Origin of the sequence: Hymenobacter nivis (genome assembly GCF_006439025.1) — a bacterium.
Lineage (GTDB): Bacteria > Bacteroidota > Bacteroidia > Cytophagales > Hymenobacteraceae > Hymenobacter > Hymenobacter nivis_A.
In genome coordinates this window covers 151,829-173,456 of the sequence record NZ_RCYZ01000007.1, presented here as the reverse complement: position 1 = coordinate 173,456, position 21,628 = coordinate 151,829, and the positions used below count along the sequence as shown (strand labels likewise).

At 65.8% G+C, this 21,628-nt stretch carries 15 protein-coding genes and 1 pseudogene; 2 read left to right on the top strand and 14 right to left on the bottom strand.

Annotated features, from left to right (window positions below):
- Positions 1-72 precede the first annotated feature (72 nt).
- From EAH73_RS23420 to EAH73_RS16625, 4 genes are all read right to left on the bottom strand, one after another.
- Complete coding sequence (locus EAH73_RS23420) at positions 73-609, bottom strand: hypothetical protein (RefSeq protein WP_193560208.1); 537 nt, start codon at positions 607-609, stop codon at positions 73-75.
- 126 nt (positions 610-735) lie between these two features.
- The gene (locus EAH73_RS16630; protein ID WP_140468560.1) at positions 736-1,377 is read right to left on the bottom strand and encodes an FKBP-type peptidyl-prolyl cis-trans isomerase; all 642 of its coding nucleotides are present in this window, start codon (positions 1,375-1,377) and stop codon (positions 736-738) included.
- A 132-nt stretch (positions 1,378-1,509) separates the two neighbouring features.
- Complete coding sequence (locus tag EAH73_RS23915) at positions 1,510-1,644, bottom strand: hypothetical protein (RefSeq protein ID WP_262711091.1); 135 nt, start codon at positions 1,642-1,644, stop codon at positions 1,510-1,512.
- A gap of 166 nt (positions 1,645-1,810) precedes the next feature.
- Entirely contained in the window at positions 1,811-2,866 is a 1,056-nt protein-coding gene (locus EAH73_RS16625) for a LacI family DNA-binding transcriptional regulator (RefSeq protein ID WP_140468559.1), read from the bottom strand.
- A gap of 340 nt (positions 2,867-3,206) precedes the next feature.
- On the opposite strand from EAH73_RS16625, the gene EAH73_RS16620 reads away from it, so the two are divergent.
- A complete protein-coding gene (locus EAH73_RS16620; RefSeq protein WP_140468558.1) occupies positions 3,207-4,199 on the top strand; it encodes an arabinan endo-1,5-alpha-L-arabinosidase in 993 nt (330 codons plus the stop codon).
- A gap of 26 nt (positions 4,200-4,225) precedes the next feature.
- Positions 4,226-5,218, top strand: coding sequence for a glycoside hydrolase family 43 protein (locus EAH73_RS16615; RefSeq protein WP_140468557.1), 993 nt, complete (start codon positions 4,226-4,228; stop codon positions 5,216-5,218).
- 137 nt (positions 5,219-5,355) lie between these two features.
- Here the strand turns inward: EAH73_RS16615 and EAH73_RS16610 are convergent, their stop codons facing one another.
- The 10 genes and pseudogenes from EAH73_RS16610 to araA form a co-directional block, all read right to left on the bottom strand.
- Complete coding sequence (locus EAH73_RS16610; RefSeq protein ID WP_140468555.1) at positions 5,356-6,276, bottom strand: helix-turn-helix domain-containing protein; 921 nt, start codon at positions 6,274-6,276, stop codon at positions 5,356-5,358.
- Positions 6,277-6,291: 15 nt separating this feature from the next.
- A complete protein-coding gene (locus EAH73_RS16605; protein WP_140468553.1) occupies positions 6,292-7,167 on the bottom strand; it encodes an alpha/beta hydrolase family protein in 876 nt (291 codons plus the stop codon).
- A gap of 89 nt (positions 7,168-7,256) precedes the next feature.
- Complete coding sequence (locus EAH73_RS16600; protein ID WP_140468551.1) at positions 7,257-8,252, bottom strand: aldo/keto reductase; 996 nt, start codon at positions 8,250-8,252, stop codon at positions 7,257-7,259.
- 121 nt (positions 8,253-8,373) lie between these two features.
- Entirely contained in the window at positions 8,374-9,423 is a 1,050-nt protein-coding gene (locus EAH73_RS16595) for an aldo/keto reductase (protein WP_140468549.1), read from the bottom strand.
- A 214-nt stretch (positions 9,424-9,637) separates the two neighbouring features.
- Positions 9,638-11,695 (bottom strand): glycoside hydrolase family 127 protein, encoded by a 2,058-nt coding sequence (locus EAH73_RS16590; RefSeq protein WP_140468547.1) that lies wholly within the window; start codon positions 11,693-11,695, stop codon positions 9,638-9,640.
- A 247-nt stretch (positions 11,696-11,942) separates the two neighbouring features.
- On the bottom strand, positions 11,943-14,078 hold the full coding sequence (locus EAH73_RS16585; RefSeq protein ID WP_240047300.1) for an alpha-galactosidase: 2,136 nt from the start codon (positions 14,076-14,078) through the stop codon (positions 11,943-11,945).
- 69 nt (positions 14,079-14,147) lie between these two features.
- Positions 14,148-15,995 (bottom strand): NPCBM/NEW2 domain-containing protein, encoded by a 1,848-nt coding sequence (locus EAH73_RS16580; RefSeq protein ID WP_140468543.1) that lies wholly within the window; start codon positions 15,993-15,995, stop codon positions 14,148-14,150.
- 116 nt (positions 15,996-16,111) lie between these two features.
- Positions 16,112-17,620: pseudogene (locus tag EAH73_RS16575) on the bottom strand (arabinan endo-1,5-alpha-L-arabinosidase).
- Between the two features lie 227 nt (positions 17,621-17,847).
- Positions 17,848-19,923 carry an alpha-L-arabinofuranosidase C-terminal domain-containing protein gene (locus EAH73_RS16570; RefSeq protein WP_140468539.1) on the bottom strand — a complete coding sequence of 692 codons (2,076 nt, stop codon included), beginning with the start codon at positions 19,921-19,923 and terminating at the stop codon, positions 17,848-17,850.
- 206 nt (positions 19,924-20,129) lie between these two features.
- Positions 20,130-21,617 carry an L-arabinose isomerase gene (araA, locus tag EAH73_RS16565; RefSeq protein WP_140468537.1) on the bottom strand — a complete coding sequence of 496 codons (1,488 nt, stop codon included), beginning with the start codon at positions 21,615-21,617 and terminating at the stop codon, positions 20,130-20,132.
- Between the last annotated feature and the right edge of the window lie 11 nt (positions 21,618-21,628).

Genomic DNA, 21,628 nt, shown 5'->3' with positions numbered 1-21,628 from the left:
GTGTTCGGAATGCGGAGAAGAAAAAGCAGAAGCCGTGGGCCAGGCCGAGGCCCTACCCGCGGTATGGCGGTACTACGTTCGCAAGAATAAATTGGACGCCGGCAAGCTCCATCCGGGCAGGCCGCCCGGCCCCAGGGGCCCCAGCCCAACCGCCGCTTCAGCAGCCGCCGCTGCCTCTGCGGCTTCAGCCTCCGCCAGGGCTGCGGCTACGGCGGCCTCAGCTTCAGCAGCCGCCAGGGCCGCCGCCGCTTCGGCTGCGGCCTGGTCGTGGGCTTGGCCGATGCGGCGGTTCAGCTCGGCGGTGAGGCGCTGCCAAGGCGGGGTTTCGCCCGGTAGGGCAAAGTGGGCCGCCTCGCGCCCCAGCCGAAATAGCCGCAGGCGGTTGGTGCCGCGCTGCCCGTAGGCCAGCAGCAGCGCCGCCGCGGCCATACCTGCCATGGCGGGCACGGTGCGTAGTCCGTTTTGCAGGTACACAATCATGACGCCGGCCAAGCTTAGGGCCCCCAGCAAGTACCACAGCAGCCAGCGCACGCGCATGACATCGGCCCGCTCCAACTCACGCAGGGCGTAGGCCTGGCCCTGCACGGTCACGGCGGTAGCCGTGAGCACGAAGCGGCCGTCGGCGCTGCGCAGCGTGGGGGCCCCAGGGGCGGGGCCAGGCGGTAGGGGCGGGGCCGCAAAAGCCGCTGCGGAAGATTCCGCAGCGGCTTCGGAGGAGGGACCGGCGATGGGACCTCAGTTGTTTACTTTCAGCAGCTCTACGTCGAACACCAGGGCCGCGTCGGGGCCGATGTCGCGCCCAGCGCCGCGCTTGCCGTAGGCCAGGTCGGAGGGGATGTACAGGCGCCACTTCGAGCCCTCGGGCATCAGCTGCAGGGCTTCGGTCCAGCCGGCAATCACGCCGTTTACGGGAAAGGTGGCGGGCTGGCCGCGCTGGTAGCTACTATCGAATACGGTGCCGTTGGGCAGCGTGCCGTGGTAGTGGGTCGTCACCGACGATTTCAGGGTCGGCTTCTTGCCGCTGCCCTCGGTGAGGATTTCGTACTGCAAGCCGCTGGGCAGCGTGGTGACGCCGGCTTTCTGGGCGTTTTCGGCGAGGAAGGCTTCGCCTTCGGCTTTGTTGTTGGCCATGGTGTTGGGGTCTAAATCGTTGTCGTCATCGTCTCCGCCGGGGGCCCCGCCGAGCTGTTCTTGCAGCTGCTGCATGGCGGCCTGCATTTGCTCGGGGGTGAGGCGGCTGGGGAGGCCCTGCAGCCCTTCTTTGAGGGCGGCGGCCAGGGTATCAACGTCGAGCTCCAGGCCCTGCTGGGCAAAGTTGCGGGCCAGGTCGCGGCCGATGATGTAGCTCACCTGCTGCTGGTTGGTGTCAAGCGTCATGTAAAAGGGTGGTTGAGATAGGAAAAAAACCGGCCGCAAAGGTCGGCACCGCGCCGCGAACGGCCACAAAAAAGCCCTGCCGCCGGGCAGGGCTGTTCCCCTTACGGGCCGCCGCGCGAAAAGGCTGCCCTGCTAGCAATAGTGGTCCGCGTCTTCGCCGTGCAGGCTGAAGCGTAGATCGAGCGAGCGCAGGCGGGCCGCCAGGAAGCCCAGCGAACCAAAGCCGCCGAGCAGCAGCAGCGAAGAGAAAGCAGTGGATTTTTTCATAACAGCGTAGTTGATAGGATGGTGAAGTAGTAAGGCAAAGATACGCCACCGACCGCAATTTGTTATGCATGCAGCATAATGACAACGATTGCGCGGCCACATTTAGCCCAAAAAAAAGCCGCGCCCCGCCCCGCCGCACGGTGCTCGTACCCACCCGCCCTGTGCCCTAGGCCTGCCCTTGCAGCGACGACTCGCGCACGAATAGCTCGGGCTGGAGCACCACTTGGCGCTGGGCAAACGGCGCGTGGGGCGCAGCGGCCAGCTCCAGAAACAGGCGCACGGCGGCTTCGCCCATTTCCTCGCACCGCTGGTCAACGGAGGTGAGGCGCGGCTCGGTGATGGCCGTGAAGCCTTCGTTGCTGAAGCCGGCCAGCGCCACGTCGCGCGGAATGCTGATGCCCTGGGCCTTAAGCGCTTGCAGGGCCCCTAGGATGGCCGAGTCGCCGGCCCCAAACACGCCATCGACTGGGTTGGGTAGGGCCAGCAGGCGGCGCATGGCCGCGGCCCCGTCCTCGGTGGTCATGTCGGAGTAGTCAATCAGGGCCTCGTCGGGGGCAATGCCGAAGGCGGCCAGCGCGTCGAGGTAGCCTTGGCGGCGGTGGCGGTAAATGTTGAGGTGCTGGGGCCCCGCCAGGTGGGCCACGCGCCGGCAGCCCTGCGCTAGCAGGTGGCTGGTGGCTTGCAGGGCCCCCGCGTGGTCGTCCAGCACCACCGAATTCACCTGCTCGCCGGCCGGAATCCGGTCGAAAAATACCAGCGGAATGCCCCGGCCCCGCACCTTGTCGAAGTGGTGAAACTCTTGGGTGTTGCGCGCCAGCGACACCAGCACGCCCGCCACCTGGGCGTTGAGCAGCGTTTCTACGTTGCGTCGCTCCAACTGCACGTCTTCGTGCGACTGGCACACAATGACGCTGAACCCAGCCTTGCTGGCTGCCTGCTCAATGCCTTGAATGACAGAGGGAAAAAACTTGCCTTCGATGTAGGGCACCACCACGCCCAGCAGCCGGCTCTGGCCCCGGCGCAGGGCGGCGGCCATGTGGTTGGGCTGGTAGTTGAGCTTTTTAGCCAGCTTCAGCACCCGCTGCTTGGTGGCGGCCCCGATGCTGTGGTGGTCGCTCAGGGCGCGCGATACGGTGGTCATCGACACGCCCAGTTCACGGGCCAGGTCGGCCATCGAAACTGTGGCCGGGGAAGTAGGGGAAGGTTTTTTGGGAAGGGCCATGCGTGGGGCGGTACCTGAGGGCGAAAAACCCGGCGCTACCGCAAATTTAGCGCAATGTTAGTGCAAGAATGGCCGCGCCGAATGACTGATGTAGGGCCGGACCGGGCAGCGGCCACCCTAGGCCTGGGCGCGGGCCCAGCAGTACCAAAAAAGGTATTGCCAGGCTATCTGCAAACGTTTGTGAGTAGTTGGTGTATTTATTTGGCAGGGCGCAATATGCATCAAATGTGTGGTTGTCAGCAAATAATACAGCGGGGTGCTTGGTGATGGGCCCCAAGCGGGGTAGGCATTACCAGAATTTGTACATATTTACACAATCGATAATGTTTCGCTAGACCTTATGAAAAAGCGGTTGTTTGCGGCGCTGCTGCTGTTAATTAGCCGTGGGGCCGGAGCCCAGGGTGCCCCGCCGGCCATCCCCATCCACGACCCGGTGCTGACGCGGCAGAACGGCACGTACTACCTGTTTGGCACGGGCAACGGCATCACGGTGTGGTCGTCGAAAGACCGGCAGCACTGGACCGCCGAGGCGCCCGTGTTCGCCGCGCCGCCGGCCTGGGCAGTGCGGGCCGTACCGGGCTTCAAGGGGCACATTTGGGCCCCCGATATCTCGCTGGCCAACGGGCAGTACAGCCTGTTTTATTCCATCTCCACGTTCGGCAAAAACCGCTCGGCCATCGGGTTGGCCACCAACAAAACGCTCGACCCAAAATCGCCCGACTTCAAGTGGGTGGACCACGGCGAGGTGGTGGCTTCGGTGCCCGGGCGCGATATGTGGAACGCCATCGACCCCAACCTGGTGCGCGACGACCAGGGCACGCCGTGGCTGAGCTTCGGCTCGTTTTGGAACGGCATTAAGCTGGTGCAACTGCGCCCCGACCTGGGCGGCCCGGCCGTGCCCGCGCAGTGGCGCACGCTGGCCCGCCGCCCCCGCACCGCCGCCCTGGCCGACTCGCTGCCCGGCGACGGGGCCATCGAAGGGCCGTTCGTGTTCCGGCATGGCGGCTACTACTACCTCTTTGCTTCGTTTGATTACTGCTGCCGGGGCCCCCAAAGCACCTACAAAATGGTGGTGGGCCGCGCCAAGGCCGTGACGGGCCCCTACCTCGACCGCGCCGGCACGCCCATGGAGCAGGGCGGCGGCACCCTCGTGCTGCAGGGCGACGCCAACTGGTTCGGGGTGGGCCACAACGCGGTGGTAAGCTTCGACAACGCCGATTACCTGGTGTTCCACGGCTACGACGGCCACGACAACGGCCGCCCCAAGCTGCGCATCGAACCCCTGGCCTGGGGCCCCGAGGGCTGGCCCACGGTGGCCCCGGCCGCTAAATAATTCGCACACTTTTCCTTCATAGTTTCATGCATAGCAACGCGTTAAGCAAATTTGCGCTGGCGGCCACGGCGGGCCTGGGCCTGCTGCTGGGGGCCCCGGCGCGGGCCCAGGGCCCCGCCGCGGCGCCGGCCGCCGCCGGCAACCCCGTCATCAAAACCAAGTACACCGCCGACCCCGCCGCCATGGTGCAGGGCGGCACGGTGTACCTCTACACCGGCCACGACGAGGCCCCCAACGACCAGGAGCGCTACGTGATGCACGAGTGGCTGTGCTTCTCCTCCACCGACATGGTGCACTGGACCGAGCACCCGGTGCCGCTGAAGGTCAGCGACTTTGCCTGGGCTAAGGACGACGCTTGGGCCTCGCAGGTGATTGCCCGCAACGGCAAGTTTTACTGGTACGCGGCCGTGGAGCACGGCACCGTGCGCGGCAAGGCCATCGGGGTGGCGGTGGCCGACAACCCGGCGGGGCCCTTTAAGGATGCCCGCGGCTCGGCGCTGATTACCAACGACATGACGGAAAGCAAAATCACTTGGGACGACATCGACCCCACGGTGATTGTTGACGCCAAGGGCCAGGCCTACCTGTTTTGGGGCAACACCAACTGCCACTACGCCAAGCTCAAGGCCAACATGACCGAACTGGACGGGCCCATCATGAACGTGACCGGGCTGCCGCGCTTCACGGAGGCGCCCTGGGTGCACCAGCACAACGGCTGGTACTACCTGAGCTACGCCACCGAATTCCCCGAAAAGATTGCCTACGCCATGAGCCGCAGCGTAGAGGGCCCCTGGCAGTACAAGGGCATCTTGAACGAGCTGGCCGGCAACAGCAACACCAACCACCAGGCCATCATCGACTTCAAGGGCAAGTCGTACTTCATTTACCACAACGGCGGGATGAACGAGCACGGCGGCAGCTTCCGCCGCTCGGTGTGCATCGATTACCTCAACTACAACCCCGACGGCACCATCAAGCGCGTGCAAATGACGACCGAGGGCGTGCAGCCCGCCAAGTAGGCTACTCGCTTTTAGGGCCCCGGGCGCGTTCGCGTCACGCCGCTAGCAAAACAAGGTCGTCATGCAGCGCGCAGCGAAGCATGACGACCTTGTTTTGGCTTAGGCACACAAGCAACTGCAAGCCTGCTGTTTATGAGCTAATTGGCCGAGAGGCGGAAGGCTGCGGGGGTGCGGCCGGTTTTGCTTTTAAACAGGCGGCTGAAGTACTGCGGGTACTCGAAGCCGAGACGGAAAGCGGTTTCGTTGACAGTGAGTGAGGTGCTGAGCAGCAGCTGCTTGGCCCGCTCGATGAGGGCGTGGTGGATGTGCTGCTGCGTGTTCTGGCCGGTGAGGGAGCGCAGCAGGTCGCTGAGGTAGGCTGGCGACACGTGCAGCGCGTCGGCGAAGTGCTGCACGGTGGGCAGCGGCTGCTCGCCGCCCTGGGCAAAGTAGGCGGCCAGCAGCGCCTCGAAGCTGCTGAGCAGGTCGTGCGCGGCGGGCCGGCGCGTGAGGAACTGCCGGTGGTAGAAGCGGTTGGCGTAGTTGAGCAGCACGTCGAGCTGCGACACCAGCACGTCCTGGCTGAAGCCGTCGGTGGGCTGGTTGTATTCGAGCCGGATGCTGTGCAGCACGCCGTCGACCATGGCTTCCTCGCGGGCCGAGAGGTGTAGGGCCTCGTGCACCTGGTAGGAAAAAAAGCCGTAGCCGGCGATTTTCTGGGCCAGCGGGTACTTGTGCAGCAGGTCGGGGTGGAAGACCAGCATCCAGCCGCTGAGCTCTGACGTGTCCACCGTCTCGTTGTTCTCGCACATTTGCCCGGGCGCGTAAAATGCCAGCACGCCCTCGCTGAAATCGTAGTCGCGGTGGCCGTACTGGATGGTGCCCTTCAGGTTTTTCTTCAGCGCAATGATGTAGAGCTGCCGAAACGCCGGGCCCGCCAGGGGCGGCGCCGGGGCCCCGCGGTGCTGGGCCAGGTCGATGACGGTGAACAGCGGGTGCGCCGGGCTCGGAAACCCAAAGTGCTGGGTGAAGTCCGACACCGAGGCCAGCACGCGGAAGTCTTTGGCTGCGTGTTTCATAGAGCAAAGTTAGGGTTAAACGTGCAGCGCCAGAAAAGCGGCTATTTCCGCCGGCAGCGCGTCGTGAAAGCGGGCCCGGTCAAAACCTGGCGGGTCTTGCGACGGCGGAAAATCTGGGCTGATTCGCGCCGCCGGGAATGGACTTAGGAAGGAGAAATGGCCGGCGTTGGCCACCACCCGGTGCGTGAGCCGGGCTGGGTTGGGCACCCCGTCGCGCACCAGCTGCGCGTAGACGGGGGGCGTGTGGGCGTCGTGCTCGGCCGTGAGCAGCAGAATGGGCGCGTGCACCCGGCGCAGGGCCCCCGGGTGGCTGAACCACGCCGTGGCCGGGGCCAGCAGCACCAGGGCCCGCACGCGCCCGTCGGCCACGGTGGCCACGGGCTCGGGGGCCCCAGCCGGCGACTCCCGCGGCCCCGTCATGGGCGCGCCGCCCGCCGCGGCGAGGGCTGCGTAGCCGCCCATCGAGTGGCCAATGAGTGCCACGGCGTTGGGCTTGAGCACGGCCGCAAACGGCGGGTGGTGGAGCAGCGCATCGGCGGCCAGCCGGAGGTGGTGGGGGCGGGCCACCAGGTTTTGGGCGGTGTACTCCCAGGCGTTGTTGCCGAGGTGGTTGAAGGGGTGCTCCGGCAGGCCCACCACGAACCCGCGGCGGGCCAGGGCGTGGGCCAGCGTGCGGTACACCAGCGGGGTGCTGCCGCCGCCGTGCGAGAGCAGCACCAGTGGCCACGCGCCAGCTTTGGGCGGGGCCCCTAGCGCGACGTTCAGCTCGTAGGGCCCCAGGCGCTCCGGCCGGCCCGGGGTACTGCTGGGGTACAGCACCGCCAGCGGGAAGCTCAAGTTCAGCGACTTGTCTTCCACATTCACTGCGCAGTAGCCCACGTAGTCGTGCATCGGTGCTGGTTTGGTTGTGCTGGTGCAACGGCAAGTAAGCCCCGGCCGGGGCTCCAAGGGCCGGCCGGGGCTATTTGCTGCCCAGGGCCCTAAAACCCAGCTGGGTACGCCGCACCGGCCGCGCTGCCCACCGGCATGATGGCGTCGAGGGCCCCCAGCTCGGCCGGGGTGAGGACGATGCTGGCCGCATCGACGTTGGCCTCCAAGTACTTGCGGCGCTTGGTGCCTGGAATCACCACCACGTCCTGGGCCAGCACCCAGGCCAGGGCCAGCTGCGCGGCCGTCACGCCCTTGGTGGCGGCCAGGGTTTTGAGCTTCTCCACCAGCTCCAGGTTTTTGTAGAAGTTTTCGCCCTGGTAGCGGGGGAAGAAGCGGCGCGAGTCGCTGGCTTCGAAGTCGTCGGGCGTCTTGATGTCGCCCGACAGAAAGCCCCGGCCCAGCGGCGAATACGCCACGAAGCCGATGCCCAAGTCGCGGGTGGCCTGCAAAATTCCTTCCTCTTCCACTTTGCGGTCGAAGAGCGAATACTCGGTTTCGAGGGCCGAAAGGGGGTGCACGGCGTGGGCGCGGCGCAGCACGTCGGCCGATACTTCGCTCAGGCCCAGGTAGCGCACTTTGCCCTCTTCCACGAGGCGGCTCATGGCGCCCACCGTGTCCTCGACGGGGGTGGCGGGGTCCACGCGGTGCAGGTAGTAGAGGTCGATGTAGTCGGTGCCCAGGTTGCGCAGCGAGCGTTCGATGGACTTGCGCACATACTCGGGCCGGCCGTTGTAGCCGCCGGTCCAGTTTTCGGCGTCGTCCACTTCGAAGCCGAACTTGGTGGCGACGGTGAACCGGTCGCGCCGGCCGGCGATGGCGCGGCCCACAAGGCGCTCGTTGTGCATCGGGCCGTAGAGGTCGGCCGTGTCGAGCATGGTCACGCCCAGCTCCAGGGCCCTATCCAGGGTAGCGAGGCTCTCGGCTTCGTCGGCGGCGCCGTACACGCTCATGCCGTTCACGCCGCCCGTCATGCCCATGCAGCCCAGGCCTTCGACGGATACGGTGAGGCCCTGGCTACCCAAGGCTACTTGTTTGATGGTGCTCATAATGTGATGGTTGGAAGGTAGGATAAAGCTTGCTGCTCTACCATACAAAGGTCCGGGCGAGCCCCGGGGCCCCGGCTACACAAACCGCGGTTTGTGGTATACAAAACGCCGCGCCGGGGCCCTACTGCCAGCCCTCCACGGTGTGGCCGCCGAAGATGCCGCGGTTCACGGCCGGCCCGAAAATGGGGTAGGGGAAGGTGGGCTCGGGCGCGCTGGCCTCGGCCAGGGCCCCCAGCTGCGCGGGCGTGAGGCGCACGTCGAGCGCGGCCACGTTGTCGGCCAGCTGCGCCGTTTTGCTGGCTCCGATGATAAGCGAGCTGACGCCCGGCTGCGCCGCGGCCCAGGCCAGCGCCACCTGCGCCAGCGGCTGGCCGGCCTGCGTCGCCACCGCCCGCAGCGCGTCGAGTACAGCCCAGTTGCGCTCCGTAAACTTGCTGTTGCCGAACGGGTTGGGACCGGTGAGGCGGCCCTCGCCGGTGGCCCCGGCGCCCTCGCGCTGGTACTTGCCGGCCAGGAAACCGGCCGCCAGCGGGCTCCACGGCACAATGCCCAGGCCCAGGGCGCGGGCGGCGGGCACGTACTCGCGCTCGATGGTGCGCTCCACGAGCGAGTACTCGAGCTGCATGGCCACGGGGCCCGGCACGGCGTGGGTGGCGGCCAGCGTGGCCAGCTGGGTGGCGTACCAGGCGGGCATGTCGGAGAGGCCGAAGTAGCGGATTTTGCCGGCCCGTACCAGGTCGCCCAGGGTTTGGAGCACCTCGTCGGCGGGCGTCACCGCGTCCCAGGCGTGCAGGTAGTACATATCCACGTAGTCGGTTTTCAGCCGGCGCAGGCTGCCTTCCAGGGCCCTATAGATGTTTTTGCGGCCGTTGCCGCCGCCGTGGGGGTTGCCGGCCTGGCCGTTGAAGCCGAACTTGGTGGCCAGCACTAGCCGGTCGCGCAGGCCGCGGGCGGCCACGTAGCCGCCCAGCAGCTCCTCGCTGCGCCCACCGGCGTACACGTCGGCGGTGTCAATAAAATTGCCGCCGCCGTCAACGTAGGCATCAAAAATGGCTTGTGATACATCGTCGGCCGAGCCCCAGCGCTGGGTGCCAAACGTCATGGTGCCCAGGGCGAGTGGGCTGACCACTAGGCCGGAGCGGCCCAGGGTGCGGTAGTTGGTGAGGGACATAAAGTGCGGTGCAAAGGTTAGGTTAGGGCCCCGGCAGCTACCGCCGGGGCCCCGCAAAGGTCCGCGCGCGGCCCGAGGCCCCGGCTATACAAACCGCAGCTTGTGGGATACAAAACGCAGCGGGGCCCCATTGCACTTTAATGCGCGGACGCCAGACGAGCATGACCGCCTGCTTTATCCTTTGACTACTTTAAATAGCTTCTTCAATAAGCAATTACTTGCCTGCGGCCTTGTCGGCGGCGGGCGGCTGGCTCAATAGGTCTACGTCGGTAACCTGGGCGGGAAACCAGACGGTCATTTCGCCCTTGCCGCGGTTGGCCCAGGCGTAGTACGGGATGGCCGTGAGTGTGCGCGGCGCGGTGCTGACGCTGTTGGCGGCCGCATCGACGCGCACCACCGGCACGGTGGCCGTGAGGGCGGTGATGCCGTTGAGCAGCTGGGGCTTGGCTACCGGCGTGAACGCGGTGCCGGCCGGCACGATGATGTTGCTGGTCCGGCCGTCGTTGTCGGCCCACTCGGCGCAGTACACCAGGGGCCCCCGCTGCAAAGCCACCTTGCCGCGGTCGTCGAGCACGCGGGCGTTGGCCTGCACGGTGCGGGTTTCCAGGGGCAGGGTCACGGCCACCACGTCGTTTTTGCGCCAGGTGCGGGCCAGCACGGCGTAGCCGTTTTTCATGGCGTAGGCCACCGGCTGGCCGTTGACGGTGATGCGCACCGGGGCCGCCACGGGGCCCCCGGCGAAGGTGTAAAGGTCGGAGGGCATGGCCGCGCCCCGAGCCCAGCCGGGGATGCGCACCAGCAGGTTGAACGCGGCCGGGGCCCCCGCGGGCCGCACCACGAAGCGCAGGTCGCCGGCCCAGGGGTAGTTGTTCTGCTGCTCCAGCTGCACCTTTTTCTTGTTGATTACCAGGTTGGTAGTGCCGCTGATGAACAGATTGGCGTAGAGGTCGCTCCCGCGCTGGGCGTACACGTAGCCGGGCAGCGCGGGCATGAGGCGCACCAGGTTGGTGGGGCAGCACGAGCACTCAAACCAGCCCGCGCGTGCCGGCTCGGTGTCGTGGTAGCGCTGGCCGTTGCGGATCTGCATGGCGTTGGAGTAGAAGAACGACTTGCCATCCAGGCCCACACCCGAAATCAGGCCATTGTAGAGCACCTTCTCCAGCACGTCCACGTACTTGCTCTCGCCGTGGAGCTGGAACATGCGCTGGTTCCAGAACACGTCGGCCACCGAGGCGCAGGTTTCGTTGTAGGCCGTGGCGTTGGGCAGCTCGTAGTTGGCCCCAAACCGCTCGCCGTCGCCGGCGGCGCCGGTACCGCCCTGCACGTACATCTTCTTGGCCACCAGGTTGTTCCAGATGCTATCCACGGCCGCCAGCATTTGCTTGTCGCCGGTAAGGGCGGCCACGTCGGCCATGGCCGAGTATAAGTATTCGGCGCGCACGGCGTGGCCCTCGGCCTCGCGCTGGTCCACCACGGGCTTGTCGTCCTGCCAGTACGAGCCGTTTTTCCAGGTGTCGGTGCTTTTGGGGTCGTAGCCGGGGTAGTGGCCGCGGGCCTCCAGGAAGAACTTGGCCGTGCTGAGGTACTTAGCCTGGCCCGTGACGCGGTAAAGCTTCACGAGGCCCATTTCCACGATTTCGTGGCCCGGGGCCACGCTGCGCTTGCCGGGCCCGAACACCGAGCAGACCAGGTCGGCGTTTTTGAGGGCGATGGTGAGCAGGTTTTTCTGGCCCGTGGCCTGGTAGTGGGCCGCGGCGGCCTCGTACAGGTGGCCGGCGTTGTAGAGCTCGTGGCTCAGCTCGCGCTCTTTTTCCCATCTGGCTTGGCCGGCCCATTTTTGCGGGTGGGCGGGGTCGATGGTGCGGGCAGTGTAGAGGTAGCCGTCGGGCTCCTGGGCCGCGCCCACCTTGGCAATTAGCTCATCCACATAGGCTTGCAGCTTGGCGTCGGGGTACAGGCTCATCGAGTACGAGGCCCCCTCGATGGTCTTGTAAATGTCCGTATCATCGAATGGATAGGTGGTGGCAAACTTGCCCTGGTGGGCGGCGGCCATCTCAAAGTTCTTCACCCGATTCGTACTCTCGCAGCGCGCAAACGAGGCCGGAATGGTCACGTCGGTGTTCGTCTTCAGCCGCGGTAGCCAGAAGTCGTCGGCCAGCTTCACCTGCGTAAACGGCACGGCCTGAATGGGGTAGTCGAGCCGGGTTTGGGCCCCGGCAGACAAGGTGCCGCCCAGGCCAAGCACGAGCAGAAAGGATTTGGGGGAGCACATAGTGGGCGGGGTGGGAAGTGAAATTCTTGGCCTTGAATAAGAATAGTCCTGCTGAAAATAGAACGTCATGCTCATCTGGCGTGCGCGCAGCCGAAGCATCTTTTTAGCGCAACTAATCAGGTTTACTGCTGCGGAAGAGATGCTTCGGCCAGCTCAGCACGATGGCCTGGGGGCCCTAATCAACTGGATTACCGCTGCGGAAAAGATGCTTTGCTGCGCGCTGGTGTGCTTAAGCAGAACGCCCCTTTTATTCCGCCGTAAGCTCCAGCACGTGGCTGGTGAGGGCCTTGGCTTCGGGGTCGCTCACCACAACGCCCACTTTCATCAAATAGTCGCCGGAGTACGCCTGGCCGCTAGCGGGCAGCGCCGACTTTTGGCCGGGCATGAGGTTAATTTCGGTGAGGCGGTAGCGGCGGGCGGGGTCCAGGCCCTGGAGCTGCACGGGCAGCACCGTTTCGTGAAAGCGGGTGCGCAGGTTATAGCCGAAAAGCACCGCCTTTTGCTGGCCTTCGCCCACGTACATCAGCGCCGCCTGGTTGCCCTCGTAGGGCGAGCGCAGCTTGTAGAGGTCGCCCTGCCCGACGACGGGCCCCAGGCGCCGGTTGTCCTTCACGGCCTGCTGGCTGAATTGCAGCTCGGCGGGCGTCATCTTGGCCACCTCAATGTCGTAGCCCAGCTTACCCATCATGGCCACGTCGGTGCGGAACTTCAGGGTTTGCTGCGGGTTCCAGTTGGTGACGTGGCTGGCCAACGTGTTGGCCGGGAAGAAGTTGAGGAAGCCCCACTGGATGTACACCCGCTCCAGGGCGTCGGTGTCGTCGCTGGGCCAAAACTCGGTGAAGTACTTCAGCCCGCCGTAGTCGGCCCGGGCCCCGCCGCCCGAGCACAGCATCATGGGCACGTGCGGGTACTTCTGGCGCACGCGCTCCAGCACCCGGTACAGGCCCCGCACGTAGTCCACGTACAGGTGCGATTGGTCGCGGCCCAGGTACTGCGAATAGCCATTGGTAATCATGCGGTTGCAGTCCCATTTGAGGTAGGCCGCGCCCTGGCCGAGCTGCGCGTCCACGACGCCGTACACGAAATCCTGCACCTTGGGGTTGGTCAAATCCAGCACCAGCTGGTTGCGGTAGTAGTCCTCGGGGCGGCCGGGCAGCTTGAGGATCCAGTCGGGGTGTTTCTCATAAAGCTCGCTCTTGGGGTTCACCATTTCGGGCTCAATCCAAATGCCGAACTTGATGCCTTCCTTGGCTGCGGTTTGCACCAGGTGGCCCACGCCGTGGGGCAGTTTGGTGGTGGTGGGCTGCCAGTCGCCGAGGCCCTGGCCGTCGTCCTTGCGCGGGTACTTGTTGCCAAACCAGCCGTCGTCGAGCAGAAACAGGTCCACGCCGAGCTTGGCCGCGTCGCCCATCAGGGCGTCGAGCTTGGGCTCGTCGAAGTTGAAAAACGTGGCCTCCCAGTTGTTGAGCAGCGTGAGGCGGGGCTGGGCGCCGTCGAGCACGCCGCCCTGCTGGCGGGCCCAGCGGTGCAGGTTGCGGGCGGCGGGGCCCTTGCCCTGGGTGCTGTAGGTGAAAATGAACTCGGGCGTGACGAACGGCTGCCCGGCCGGCAGCGTGTACTCGGAGGCATAGGGGTTGATGCCGGCCGACACGCGCAGGGCCTGCTCGTTGTCGAGCTCAAAGGCCAGGCGGAAGTTGCCCGTCCAGGCCAGGGTGCCGGCCAGCACCTCGCCGGTGGTTTCGGTGGCCAGCCGGTCGAGCGAGAGGAAGAACGCGGGCGTTTGGTACATGCCGGCGCGGGTGCCGAGCTTGGTGTCCAGCACCTTCACGCCGCTGGTGAGCTGGCTTTCCTGCTGCTGGCCCTCCTCGGCCCAGTCGCCGTGCAGCTGCGTCAGCCAGTAGTGGGGGGCCTCGAAGTGCAGCATGGCCGAGGCGTAGTTGGCCAGCACCACGGGCTTTTTCTCGTGGTGCACAATCTCGGTCCAGGTCTTAATCACGTCTTCGCGCTGGTAGGCCACGAAGTGCAGCTGCACCTCCACCGGGTACTTGGGGTCGCGCAGGCGCACGGTGGTCGTGGTGGCGCCGGCACCGGTTTGGGCGGTTTCCACGCCCGCGAAGGCCAGGGCCAGGCCGGGGTTGCCGTCGGCGTGCACCACGCGCAGGGCGGGCTCAAACAGGTTGTCTGTGCCAGCGGGCGGGTAGGCCTCGTGGCGCTGGGGCAGGGCCTGGTACTCGGCGGCGGTGGCCAGCCGGGGCCCCAGGTAGGTTTGGTAGAGCTTCTGGTTGTTGCCCACGGCCAGCACCAGGCTCACGTGCGCAGTTTCGACGACGATGGGCGGGGGCGCGCCCTGGGCGCGGGCGGCGAGGGGCAGGGCAACTAGCAACCAGTGAAAAACGCGGGAAACTCTCATCACTAAACGATTGGGCGAATAAGCGGGCGGGCGCCGGCGGGCTTACTTGCCCGCCGCGGGCCGGGAAATCCGGTAGAAACCCGCCCCGTGCCGCCGAATGTAAGGCGCAAAATCGCCGTTCAGGGGCCCCAGGGCCCGGCCGCTCCACAGGTCCTGCACGCGGCTGCCGCGTGGCACGCCCAACTCGGTCAGCGTCACCGGCACCTGCACCGAGTCGGCGGGCGCGGGCCGGAACGGGCTCTTGGTGAACACCAGCGCCTGGAACGTGCCGCCGGTGTTTTGCCCCGCCGCGGCCTGGTCAAGCCCCACGGTGGCCGTGAAGCGCGTGTAGCCAGCCGGCAAATCGTAGGCGATGATGGAGTTGGCGTGGGTGCCCACGCCGGCGGCGTAGGTTTGGCCGGCCACCAGCAGGGGGCCCCCGCTGACGCTTTTGTTGGCCGTGGCTTGGCCCCAGCCGGCGGTGGCTGAGGTCCATGGCAGCGTGCTCAGGGCCAAGGTTTTGCCCGCGCCGTTGGTCAGCGTAGGGTTCAGCCAGTCGGCGTGGTCCCAGGCGGTGCCGTCGCCGCCGTCGCGCACGTTCAAGTACAGCTTTTGGGCCCCCGTAATGTCCACGTCGAGCTTGGCCTGGGGCCCCTGGCGGTTGATGAGCGGGCTGCTGGCCGCCGCGTCGGTGGCGGGCGCCAGCTCCTGGTCCTGGGCGTTGAAGAGGGCTAAGAACCGGTCGCCGGTTTTGGGGTCGTCGGCCACCCAGCCCACTAGGTCGCCGCGCCGGAACAGCTGGCGGTTGTGGGCGCTGGCGCGGTTCACGGCCAGCACGCGCGGGTTGGTTATCAGGGCCAGCGTGGCCGGCGTGCTGCTGGGCAGGTCACCGCCGAACATCAGCGGCGAGCGGAAGATGCTCCACAGCGTCATCAGCGTGCGCTGCTCGTCCTTCGTGAAGCGGGTTTGGCGGTCGTCGCCACGCTCGGCCCGGATGCCCAGGCGGCCCAGCGGCAGCATGTCGGCGTCGGGCCACGCCCCGGGCATAATGTATTGGGCCCAGCGCTCACACACCGCGAAGTGCTCCTTGAGCTGCTCCCAGCTGTCCCAAAAATCGCCCACGGTGCGCCACAGGTTGGCGTGCTGCTGGGCGTGCTTGGCGTCGGCAATGGGCGTTTCGCCGGGCGACATGCTGAACACGATTTTGCGGCCCGTGCGGTCGATGGCCTTGCGAATCAGCTCGATTTCGCCCGCGTGGTAGGGCTCCGAGAGGTCGTCGATTTTTACGAAATCCACGCCCCAGGCGGCGTACAGCTCAAACAGGGAGTTGTAGTATTCCTGGGCCCCCGGCCGGGTGGGCACCACCGTGTACATGTCGTGCAGCCACGCCGCCTGCCCGTCGGGGCTGTAGATGTCGGCCGCCGTCAGCTTCGTGCCCTTGATGGGCAGCTTGCGCTGCACGGCGATGACGGGCACGCCGCGCATGAGGTGAATGCCGAATTTTAGGCCCTTGGCGTGCAGGTAATCGGCCAACGGCTTGAAGCCCTTGCCGCCGGCCGCCGACGGAAACCGGTTGGGCGCGGGCACGAAGCGGCCGTACGCATCAATGTTCCAGGCCGGGTCTTTCTCGTTGTAGCCGTGGGCCGTGTCGTTGCCCACGTACCAGCGAATGTCCACCACCACGTACTCCCATCCGCTGCTTTTGAGGTTTTTGGCCATGTAGTCGGCGTTGGCCTTGGTTTCGGCCTCGGTCACGGTGGGGCCGTAGCAGTCCCAGCTGTTCCAGCCCATGGGCGGCGTGGGGGCCCACTGGTGGAAGTCGGCTTTGGGGGCGGCCTGTTGGGCCAGCGCGGGGGCGGTGCTGCTCAGGGCGCAAGCGCCGCCGAGCAAGAGGTTACGCAGTCGGTTCATTCGCTAAAAAAAAGGCGGTGGGCCGCGCCAGAACGCCGCCGTCCACCGCCGTGTAAGCGCCGGGTCCCGGCGCCGATAGAAATTGCAGTTTTGAATAATTCCGGTAAGCCGGGGCCCTATTTTTTCTTGCCCCAGATGGCCGTCCCGTTGTTGTCGAGGCCGGTGAAGACAAGGGTGGATTTCTTATTTTCCCAGTCGCGGCCTTTCTACACGTACACCGGGGCGCTGGTGCCGTTGGCGAAGCGCAGCGTCAGCCAGGGCGCGGCGTAGGCCCAGGTGCCGGCGGTGGCGCCGCCAAAGGTGCCGTCGGCGGCCAGCGTGAGGGCGGTGCTGTACTGGAAGTTGGGCGTGAGCTGCTCGTTGCCATAGCCCGGAATGACGATGTAGTTGAGCGTGATTTGCTCCCAGGTGCCCGCCAGGTCGGCCGGGGCCACGGCGCTGTTGTCTTCGCCGGCGTAGCGCTCGGGCGACACCACCGGCCAGCCCGAGGGCGTCCAGAAAATCTTGCGCACGTGCAGGTCCATGTAGTACGAGTCGATGCCCGGCCGGCCCTGGTGGGCCATGTAGTACTGGCCGTTGCCGTCGCTGAACACGCCGCAGTGGCCCGTGCCCTGCCAGCCGCTGTGGCCCTCAAACTGGTAGGGCGCCAAAATCATCGGCCCGTGGTCTTCGGCCAGGTTGAGGTCGCGGCCCCGGAAATCGAGGAAGGGCCCCTGCGGCGAATTGGCGCGGCCCACGCGCACGTTGTACTTGGTTTGGAGCCAGTCGTAGGAAATGAACAAGTAATACTTGCCCTGTTCCTTGTTGTAGACGATTTCGGGGCCCTCGATGTTGCCGTTAATCTGGCCGCCCGTGGAGCCGCGCTGGGCAATGCGGGGGCCCCGGTCGCCGGGCGTGGCGTTCAGGCCGGTGGCCGCGTCGAGCTTCACCACGTGAATGCCGTCGAAGGCCGAGCCGTAGTATATGCGGTGCTGGCCCTGCTGGTCGACGATGACCGTGGGGTCGATACCATTGGTGATGTCAGCCGACGAATTATCGGTGGTCACCACCAGGCCCTTCTCCGTCCAGGGCCCCGTGGGCGCGCTGGCCGTGGCCAGGCCGATGGTGCTCAGCTTGAACACGTTGGACGCCAGCGAGTAGTACAGGCGGTACTCGCTGCCCACCTTCAGCACGTAGGGGGCCCACAGCAGCTTGTTGGGCACGCCGCCGCGCTGCGTGATGTAGGCCACGCCCAGCGGCGGCAGGCCCTTCAGCGCCCAGCCCACGAACTCCCACTGCACCAGGTCTTTCGAGCGGCGCACCTGCAAGCCGGGCGTCAGCACGGCATCGGAAATGCCGTAGCCCACGTCGGTGCTGTACATGTAGTAGTACCCGTCGTCGTCCTTGATGACGGCCGGGTCGTGCACGTTGTAGGGCCCCCACTGCCCCAACGAGCCCAGCGCCGCCACGTTGGCGTAGGTGTCGGCGATGTCGAACGCCGTAGGGGTGGGCGTGGGTACCGTGGGCGGGGGCGTGGGCGGCGTGGGGGAAGCGGCGGTTTCCTCCTTTTTGCAAGAAGTTGCGCCCAGCAGCAGTGCCACCAGCAGGCCGCTCCAGCGCAGCGAGGGGGAAAGGGGCTTCTTCATGGGAATTTTTGGGTAAAAGAGGAAAGGAGCGCGGCCACTTGGGAATTGGTAAGACGTTGTGTTGAAACGTTGTATTATCGAAACGGTCATGCTCATCTGGCGTCCGCGCAGCGAAGCATCTTTTCCGCGGTAGTAATTGATTTACCCAGCGGAAGAGATTCTTCGATTACGCGGACGCTAGATGGGTATGACCGCCTTTTCCCAACCAGCCATTGCCCGCCGGGGCCCTATTTTTTGCCTGCCACCCGCAGCACCGTGAAGGAATTGGGGGCCAGGGTGTAGCTCACCGTCGAGCCGCGCACGGCGAAGGACGATTCCTGCGGGGCGAGCTTTTTGGGCTCTTGCAGGCTGTTCTGGGTTTGCAGGTCGGCGCTGGCCATCACCTGGGCGCGGCCGGTTTTGCCGAGCTTTTTGGCCCCGGCCAGGTTAATGCTGACCGCCCGTGGGCTGCTGGAGTAGTTCACCAGCTTCACCACCACGTCGCCGGCCTTGTCGTCGGCTACGGCGCTGGCGAAGAGGTTATCGGTGCCATTTTTGGCGCCGCCGGGCATGGTCACGGGTAGCACCTGGGTGCCCTTGTTGAGGGCGTACATTTTCTGCACGTAGTAGCTCGGCGAGCCGTACGAGTTCAGGTTGTCGAACCAGATCATGTCGGGCGTCCACTGCCAGGCGTCCACGTTGGCGAAGAGCGGGGCGTAGCTGGCCATGCCCACCACGTCGGCGTTGCGCTCCAGGCCGGTCATAAAGGCGGCCTCGGAAATGGCGCAGTCCCAGGTGTTCTTGTTGTCGGGGCTGCCGGTGGAAACGCTCTGGGCGGCGTACTCGCCGGCGAAGATTTTGGGCCCCTTGCGGGCGTAGTTGTCGTAGCGGCCCACGTTCTGGCGGAACCAGTCGGCCTTGGCGTAGTAGTGCTCGTCCACGTACTCGGCGTTCAGCTCGCCCAGGCGCTTGCTGGCCTTGTCAAACAATTCGCCGTCGGGCGAGGGGCCCGCGCTGCTCACGATTTCAATGTTGGGGTACTTGGCCTTCAAGGCCTTGGCAAACGGCTCGTAGCGCTCCAGGTACTGGGGCCCCCACTGCTCGTTGCCGATGCCGATCATCTTCAGGTTGAAGGGCGCGGGGTGGCCCATGGCCACGCGCTTGGCGCCCCAGGGGCTGCTGGCCGGGCCGTTGGCAAACTCCACCAGGTCGAGCGCGTCCTGGATGAACACGTCCAGCGACGGGTCGCTAGTAGCGGCGCCGGGGGCCCCCGCGCCCTCCGCGTTGGGGCCGCCCTTGGCGCTGGCGGTGCCCATCGGGGCCAGCTCGCCCGAGTTGAACTGGCAGGCCATGCCCACGTTGAGAATCGGCAGCGGCTCGGCCCCGATGTCTTCCGAGAGCTGGAAATACTCGTAGAAACCCAGGCCAAACGACTGGTAGTAATCGGGCGTCGAGCGGTGCTTGAACTCCATGTTCCAGCGGTTAATCAGCGGCTGGCGGCTGGCCACGTCGCCGATGGTCTCCTTCCACTGGTAGCGTTCCGAGAGGGTGCGCCCCTCCACAATGCAGCCGCCGGGGAAGCGCAGGAAGCCGGGCTTCATGTCCTTGAGCAGCTGCACCAAGTCGGTGCGCAGGCCGTTGGGCCGGCCCTGCCAGGTGTCCTTCGGAAACAGCGACACCACGTCCAGGTCCACCGTGCCGGCGCCGTTGAGCACCAGCTTCAGGAAGGCCTTATTGAGGGTGCCGGTGGCCTTCAGCACCACCGAGTAGCGCTGCCACTGGTCGGTGAAGCCCGTGACGGGCGCCGTGGCCAGCGCTTGGCCCTTCTCGCCCATAATCACCGCCGTGAGGCCGCCGATGCTGCCGGGGCCCCGCCGGGCGTAGAAGGAAAGCGTGTACTCGCCGCCCGCCTTGATGCCCATGCCGCGGAAGCCTTCGTTCTCGATGCCGGCCTCGCCGGGGGCCCCGGCGCGGGTGGTCAGGCGCACGTACTGCTTGTTGGCGGCGCTCACGCCCTGCTCGGCCCGCACGGCGTAGGCGTCCAGGTTGGCACCGCCCTGCAACGCCTTCCAGCCCAGCAGCGCGGGGGCGGTTTCGAACGACTTATTCTTCACCAGCTCGGGGTAGAGGCCCCCGTCAGCGGCGAAGTTGATGTCTTCGAAAAACAGGCCGTACATGTTCTTATTGACGGCCGCACCGGGCTTGTTTACTTGCACGGTGAGGGCCACGGGGGCCGCGGTTTGGGCCCCGGCGGGGCCCCCGGCGAGGGCCCCGAGCAGGGCCAAGCCGGGCGCCAAGGCAGGAAAGCGGGAGGATGAGCGCATAAAATTCGGACTATGAACGGGTGGGGAGAATGTCAGCTCGTGACGGACAACGCCGGGCCAGCAACGCGAAGGTGAAGGCAAGAAAATGCTGAGCCGGTGGCTTTTGGGCCAGCGGAACGGTCGGCTGCGAAGTGCGGCTTCGCCCGGAAAAAGAAGCGCGCTACGGGGCCCCAAGCGGGCGCCAGGGCCCCGTAGCGCGTTGGGTATTAGCCGCGGAAAGCCACTTCGTTGTAGCGCAGCTCGTTTTTGAAGGTGCGCAACTTGGTGTCGGCGTCAATGACCAAAAACTCAATCCCCGCCATTTCGGCGAAGTCCTCCAGGTACTCCGGGGTCAGGTTTTGGCTGTAGCCGGTGTGGTGGGCGCCGCCGGCCAGAATCCAGGCCGCGAGGCCGGTTTTCATGTCGGGGTGCACCTTCCAGAGCACGCGGGCCACGGGCAGGTTGGGCAGGTCTTGCTCGGGCGCCACGGCCTCCACTGTGTTCACAATCATGCGGAACCGGTTGCCCATGTCCACGAGGGTCGCGTTCAAGGCCGGGCCGGCGGGGCAGTTGAACACCAAGCGCACCGGGTCTTCCTTGCCGCCAATGCCCAGGGGGTGAATCTCAGCGCGCACCTTGCCTGCGGCAATGCTGGGGCAGATTTCGAGCATGTGCGAACCCAACACCTGCTCGTTGCCAGGCGCGAAATGGTAGGTGTAGTCTTCCATGAAGGAGTTGCCGCCGGGCAGGCCGGCGCCCATCACCTTCATGGCGCGCACCAGGGCCGAGGTTTTCCAGTCGCCCTCGCCGCCGAAGCCGTAGCCGTCGGCCATCAGGCGCTGGGTGGCAATGCCGGGCAGCTGCTTCATGCCGTGCAGGTCCTCGAAGGTGTCGGTGAAGCCCTTGGCGTTGCGGTCGGTTAGGAACTTGCGCATGCCCAGCTCGATGCGGGCCGCGTCGCGCAGGCTCTCGCGCTTCTCGCCGCCTTCTTTCAGGTTGTCGCCCAGCTCGTATTCCTGCTCGTAGGTAGCCACCAGGCCAGCAATCTGCTCGTCGGTCACGGCATTTACCTCGGCCACCAAGTCACCGATGCCGTAGGTGTTCACCTCGTAGCCGAACTTGATTTCAGCTTCCACCTTGTCGCCCTCGGTCACGGCCACGTAGCGCATGTTGTCGCCGAAGCGCACGAAGTGGGCCCCCTGCCAATCGGCCCAGGCGCAGGCCACGCGGCTCCAAATGCTGAGGCGCTCGTGCACGTCGGCGCTCTGCCAGTGGCCCACTATTACCTTGCGGTTCAGGCGCATGCGCGTGCCGATGAAGCCAAACTCCCGGTCGCCGTGCGCCGATTGGTTGGTGTTCATGAAATCCATGTCGATGTCGGCCCACGGAATGTCGCGGTTGAACTGCGTGTGCAGGTGCGCCAGTGGCTTCTGCAGAATCTTCAAGCCGTTGATCCACATTTTGGCCGGCGAGAAGGTGTGCATCCAGGCAATGAGGCCCACGCAGTTCTCCGTGGTGTTGGCCTCCTGCATCAGCTTGTAAATCTCGGCGGGGCCCGTCAGCACGGGCTTGTACACGATTTTGATGGGCAGCTTGGTGCCAAACTCCGCGGCAATCTGCTGCGAGTGCTGGGCCACTTGCTCCAGGGTTTCGGGACCGTACAGGTGCTGGCTGCCGGTGATGAACCAGGCTTCGTAGTGCGAAATGTCAATCATGATATTTTAGA